The sequence below is a fragment of the uncultured Paracoccus sp. genome (genome assembly GCF_947487305.1).
In the GTDB taxonomy this organism is placed as follows: Bacteria; Pseudomonadota; Alphaproteobacteria; order Rhodobacterales; family Rhodobacteraceae; genus Paracoccus.
The window spans coordinates 1-5,105 of the sequence record NZ_CANKWH010000050.1; the positions used below are offsets into that span (position 1 = coordinate 1).

General features: G+C 66.8%; 6 protein-coding genes and 1 tRNA gene. 5 read left to right on the forward strand and 2 right to left on the reverse strand.

Going from position 1 to position 5,105, the window contains the following annotated elements:
• Window positions 1-246: 246 nt before the first annotated feature.
• A tRNA-Glu gene (locus tag Q1A36_RS20995) sits at window positions 247-321 on the reverse strand.
• A 114-nt stretch (window positions 322-435) separates the two neighbouring features.
• The gene (locus Q1A36_RS21000) at window positions 436-1,383 is read right to left on the reverse strand and encodes an AEC family transporter (RefSeq protein WP_299848079.1); all 948 of its coding nucleotides are present in this window, start codon (window positions 1,381-1,383) and stop codon (window positions 436-438) included.
• Between the two features lie 210 nt (window positions 1,384-1,593).
• Here Q1A36_RS21000 and gatC point away from each other — a divergent pair, with 210 nt between their 5' ends.
• From gatC to Q1A36_RS21025, 5 genes are read left to right on the forward strand one after another with little or no spacing between them, the layout of a single operon-like run.
• Window positions 1,594-1,881 (forward strand): Asp-tRNA(Asn)/Glu-tRNA(Gln) amidotransferase subunit GatC, encoded by a 288-nt coding sequence (gene gatC, locus Q1A36_RS21005; RefSeq protein ID WP_299848081.1) that lies wholly within the window; start codon window positions 1,594-1,596, stop codon window positions 1,879-1,881.
• Window positions 1,878-3,362, forward strand: a complete 1,485-nt coding sequence (gatA, locus tag Q1A36_RS21010) for an Asp-tRNA(Asn)/Glu-tRNA(Gln) amidotransferase subunit GatA (protein ID WP_299848084.1) — start codon at window positions 1,878-1,880, stop codon at window positions 3,360-3,362. The genes gatC and gatA overlap by 4 nt, the downstream gene beginning before the upstream one ends.
• Before the next feature lie 37 nt (window positions 3,363-3,399).
• A complete protein-coding gene (locus tag Q1A36_RS21015) occupies window positions 3,400-3,969 on the forward strand; it encodes a hypothetical protein (protein WP_299848086.1) in 570 nt (189 codons plus the stop codon).
• Window positions 3,966-4,412: a cupin domain-containing protein gene (locus Q1A36_RS21020; RefSeq protein WP_299848088.1), complete on the forward strand. Its 447-nt coding sequence runs from the start codon at window positions 3,966-3,968 to the stop codon at window positions 4,410-4,412. Before Q1A36_RS21015 ends, Q1A36_RS21020 begins: the two co-directional genes overlap by 4 nt.
• Entirely contained in the window at window positions 4,409-5,065 is a 657-nt protein-coding gene (locus Q1A36_RS21025) for an N-acetylmuramoyl-L-alanine amidase (RefSeq protein ID WP_299848090.1), read from the forward strand. Before Q1A36_RS21020 ends, Q1A36_RS21025 begins: the two co-directional genes overlap by 4 nt.
• The last annotated feature ends 40 nt before the right edge of the window (window positions 5,066-5,105 follow it).

Sequence of the window (5,105 nt, forward strand, 5' to 3'; positions counted from 1 at the left end):
AATCTCCGGTCCAGGTTGGTGTCAGCAACCAGACCCTACCGGAACAACGCAGGTGACAACCTCAGCCAGAACCTACAACACGCCCAGGGACAGCATCTTGTAATATCTTGTAATAAAGTATTGGGGCGCGCCATCCAGCAGCAAGCGCATCACCTTGATGCGAAGCTGTTTGACAGGAACTTCACGGCACGGATGAAGGCTGACTCGCCACTATTTCAGCATATAAATCAACGATTAGGATTAAAGTGGCAGCCCGTAGGGGAGTCGAACCCCTCTTCCCAGGTTGAAAACCTGGTGTCCTAACCGATAGACGAACGGGCCACCTTTGACGCTTTCGGGCTGTGCCCGTCGGCGTGGAGCGGTGTTTAGGCGAGGGCTCGGAGAGGCGCAAGGGGAAAAATCAGCGCCTTGCGCAAAAACTTTCAGCCCCCCGTTTCAGCTGGCCAGCGAGGTCGCCAGCATCAGCCACAGCGGCAGGGTCAGCGCCGAGAGGACCGTCTGCCAGGTGAAGGTATCGGCATAGAACTCGGCATCGCCACCCATTTGCCGGGCGAGGATATAGCCGACCGAGGCGCCGGGGGCCGCCGTCAGCAACAGGCCCGAGGCGATCTGGGCGCCGGAAAGTTGCATCAGCAGCGCCAGCATCAGGAAGATCAGCGGGCAGGCGACAAGGCGCGCGGCCACCGCGATCCACATGGCGGCGTCGCTTTTCCACAGCCGCCGCACCTCGATCCCGGCACCGACCGTCAAGAGGCCCACCGCCAGCGCCCCCTGACCGAGCCAGTCCAGCGGCGAGAGAACCGCGCGCGGCAACTCGGCCCCCGACAGGTTCAGGATCAGACCGGCGGCGCAGCCCAGGACCAGCGGATTGCGGATGATCTCGGCGCTGATGCGGCGCAGGGCCTGTGCGCGCGAGGGGCGCGGGGCCGAGGTGTTCTCGGGCGGGAAGGCGGTCAGGGCGATGATGGCGCTGATGTTGAAGGCGGGAATCAGGAAGGCCATGGCGACGGCAAGGTCGCTGACGGCGGCCGGGCCCAGCCCCTGCGCTGCGACCGCGAGCACCAAGAGCGAGTTGAAGCGCATGGCCGACTGGAAGAACGAGGTCAGCCGGGGATTGCTGAGGCCGAGCGGACGGCGCAGCACGAAACTGCTGACACCGATGGCCAGAAAGGCCAGCGAGGTTGCCAGCACATAGGGGCCGACCCGGCCAAGCGACAGGTCCGAGCGGTAGATCGAGGTCAACAGGATCGCCGGGAACATCAGCCGGAAGCCCAGCTGCTCGACTCCGGGCCAGTTCGAGGGCGCGATGATGTTCCAGCGCCGCGCGCCGTAACCAAGCGCCACCAGCGCGATGACCGGGAGGATGGAGAGGGCGGCTTGCATGGCGACTCCGCGGGGCGGCTGATGTTTGCAGGATGTGCAAGTTGTTTAGACCGCTGGCCGGGGGAAGGAAAAGCCGCAACGGCTGTCGCGGCTCGGATCAGGCAAAGCCTGTGTCGCCTGCGCCATCAACGCCGACTTTGCGAAAACGCGACCGCTTCTTGCACCGCCGGGACGTGGCCTGTAAATCCGCCCCAAGCGAAAGGATCACCCATGTCCATCACCGAAGACGAGGCGCGCAAGGTCGCGCATCTGGCCCGCATCCGGGTCGAGGACGCCGCCCTGCCGGCGCTGGCCCGCGAATTGAACGGCATCCTGCAGTTCATGGAGCAGCTGAACGAGGTCGATGTCGAGGGCGTCGAGCCGATGACCGGCGTTACCCCCATGCGGCTGAAACGGCGCGAGGATGTGGTGAGCGCGGGCGAGATGGCCGACAAGATCCTGAAGAATGCGCCCGACGCCCGCGAGGGCTTCTTTGCCGTGCCGAAGGTGGTGGAATGAGCGATCTGAACAAACTGACCATCGCCGGGGCGCGCGATGCGCTGGCCAAGGGCGATGTGACCTCGGTCGAACTGACGGATGCCTGTCTGACCGCCATCGAGGGCGCGGGCGCGCTGAACGCCTTCGTCCACAAGACCCCCGAGATCGCGCGCGAGATGGCGCGTGCGGCGGACGACCGGATCAAGTCCGGGAATGCCGTGGCGATGACCGGGATTCCGCTGGGGATCAAGGATCTTTTCTGCACCAAGGGCGTCGAATCGCAGGCGGCCAGCCGCATCCTCACCGGCTTCCGCCCGGAATATGAATCGACCGTGACCCAGAACCTCTGGGATGCCGGGGCGGTGATGCTGGGCAAGCTGAACATGGACGAGTTCGCCATGGGCAGCTCGAACGAGTCGAGCGCCTATGGCAATGCCGTCAACCCGTGGAAGGGCAAGGACGGCGCCGATCTGACGCCCGGCGGGTCCTCGGGCGGCTCGGCGGCGGCGGTCGGGGCCGATCTGTGCCTCGCGGCCACCGGCACCGATACCGGCGGCTCGATCCGCCAGCCCGCGGCCTTTACCGGAACGGTCGGGCTGAAGCCGACCTATGGCCGGGTCAGCCGCTGGGGCGTCATCGCCTTTGCCTCGAGCCTCGATCAGGCCGGGCCGATGACGAAAAGCGTGCGCGACGCGGCGATCATGCTGGGCGCCATGGCCTCGGTCGACGAGAAGGATTCGACCAGTGCCGAGATCCCGGTGCCGGATTTCGAGGCGGCGCTGACCGGCGACATTCGCGGCAAGAAGATCGGCATTCCGCGCGAATACCGCATGGACGGGATGCCCGACGAGATCGACGCGCTGTGGCGACAGGGGGCCGAGATGCTGCGCGATGCCGGGGCCGAGATCGTCGATATCTCGCTGCCGCACACGAAATACGCGCTGCCGGCCTATTACGTCATCGCGCCGGCCGAAGCCTCATCGAACCTCGCCCGCTATGACGGCGTGCGCTATGGCTTGCGCGCCAAGCTGGGACAGGGCGATGGCATCACCGACATGTATGAAAAGACCCGCGCCGAGGGCTTTGGCCCCGAGGTGCAGCGGCGCATCATGATCGGCACCTACGTGCTGTCGGCGGGCTTCTATGACGCCTATTACAACCGCGCGCGGCGGGTGCGGGCGCTGATCAAGCGCGATTTCGATCAGGCCTATGCCGCAGGCGTGGATGCGATCCTGACCCCGGCCACGCCGTCTTCAGCCTTTGCGCTGGGGTCGATGGCCGACGCCGATCCGGTCGAGATGTACCTGAACGACGTCTTCACCGTGACGGTGAACCTTGCCGGTCTGCCGGGGATCTCGGTCCCGGTGGGGCAGGATGCGCAGGGGCTGCCCTTGGGGCTGCAGTTGATTGGCCGGCCCTTTGAAGAGGGTGATCTGCTCAACCAGGCGCTGGTGCTGGAACGGGCGGCCGGATTTGTGGCCAAGCCGGAACGCTGGTGGTAGGGTTCACTGTAACAAGGACAGGGTCAGGGACAGAATGATGCGCAAATTGATCGTGATCGGGGTTCTGGCCCTGGCCGGCTGTAACGAGAACGAAGGCTGGAATCCGAATTACCGGATGTCGGATTCGGCCTATGGCAAGCATCTTCAGGCGCGTGAAGTGGCGCTGATGACCGGCTCGGAACCGCCCTCGACCATCCCGGTCGCGCTGCCGTCCCGCGCGCCCACGCCCGAGGAGATCCGCGGGCCGAAGGCGATGCAGACCGTTGCCGCCAGCTACCGCGTCGAGACCGCGCAGGCCGAGGGCAAGGCCCCGGCGGCGGCCGATCTGCCGGTCGTGACCTCTGGCGAGTATCCCGGCTCGACCCCGGTTCTCGTGCGCTATGCCTTTGCGGCCCAGCACGCACCGGGCACCCGGGTCTGGGCACGGACCGGCGGCTCGCCGAGCGCGGCGGCGCAGGCCTGCCGCAGCTATCCCGACAGCGACCGGGCGCAGATGGCCTTCCTCGCCGCCGGCGGACCCGAGCGCGACCCGCGCGGCATGGACCCCGATGGCGATGGCTTCGTCTGTGGCTGGGATGTGGCGCGGCATCGCGTCAACCAGCTGTGATCCTCAGGAAAGGCAGCGTGGCCGGGCAGAAGATCGAAGGCTCGGCCCCGCGCATCGAGGAACGTTTCGGCGATGTCGCCGGGACGCGGATCATGGGCATCAATATCGTGACGCTGGAGCCGGGGCAGAAGTCCGCCAAGCGGCACTGGCATTCGGGCAGCGACGAGTTCGTCATGGTGCTGGAGGGTAGGGCGACGGTCATCGACGACGATGGCCCGGTCGAGATCGGCCCCGGCGACATGGCTATCTGGCCTGCGGGAAGCGAGAACGCCCATCACATCCTGAACCGCTCGGGCGCGCCGCTGCGCTATCTCTGCGCCGGCACCAATCCCGAGGCGGAAACCGTGCGCTATCCCGATGACGGCGAGACGCTGCACTGGATCAGGCCGAACTGGCATGTGCTGGGCGATGACGGGGTGGTCCGCCGCAGCGGCACGGAATGAGCCACCCCTCGCCCAATCACGGCGACCGGCGTGGGCAGCGTGTCGAGTTGATCGTGCTGCACTATACCGGCATGGCTGACGGGGCCTCGGCCCGCGACCGGCTCTGTGATCCGGAGGCCGAGGTTTCCGCGCATTGGCTGGTGCATGAGGATGGCCGCGCCGAGGCGCTGGTGCCCGAGGATCGCCGGGCATGGCACGCAGGCGCCGGTTCGTGGCAGGGCCGCGACGACGTGAACTCGCGCAGCATCGGCATCGAGATCGTCAATCCCGGCGACCGTCCCTTTCCGATGGCGCAGATGGACGCGGTGGTGGGCGTCGTGCGCGCCATTGCCGCGCGGCATGGGCTGGGTCCGGCAGCGGTCATCGGCCATTCGGACATGGCGCCGGATCGCAAATGCGACCCCGGCCCGCGCTTTGACTGGGCGCGGCTGGCGCGCGAGGGGCTGGCGCTGGCGGCGAGTGATGGCGATGACCACCCGCTGACCGAGAGCCTCGACGCCATCGGCTACCCGCCCGCCGATCCCGAAGCCCGTCTGGCGGCCTTCCGGTTGCGCTTCCGGCCCTGGGGGCGGGGACCAGAAAGCGCAGACGACCGGCAGGCAGCGGCCTCGGTCGCGGATGCTGTCCCTGGGCGTGGTGTAGGTTCTGGCTGAGGTTGTCACCTGCGTTGTTCCGGTAGGGTCTGGTTGCTGA

What these genes read in the sequence shown, in the direction of transcription:
- Q1A36_RS21025 (WP_299848090.1), top strand. Translation starts at nt 4,409, where the DNA reads ATGAGCCACCCCTCGCCCAATCACGGCGACCGGCGTGGGCAGCGTGTC.
- Q1A36_RS21015 (WP_299848086.1), top strand. Translation starts at nt 3,400, where the DNA reads ATGCGCAAATTGATCGTGATCGGGGTTCTGGCCCTGGCCGGCTGTAAC.
- Q1A36_RS21000 (WP_299848079.1), bottom strand. Translation starts at nt 1,383, where the DNA reads ATGCAAGCCGCCCTCTCCATCCTCCCGGTCATCGCGCTGGTGGCGCTT.
- gatA (WP_299848084.1), top strand. Translation starts at nt 1,878, where the DNA reads ATGAGCGATCTGAACAAACTGACCATCGCCGGGGCGCGCGATGCGCTG.
- gatC (WP_299848081.1), top strand. Translation starts at nt 1,594, where the DNA reads ATGTCCATCACCGAAGACGAGGCGCGCAAGGTCGCGCATCTGGCCCGC.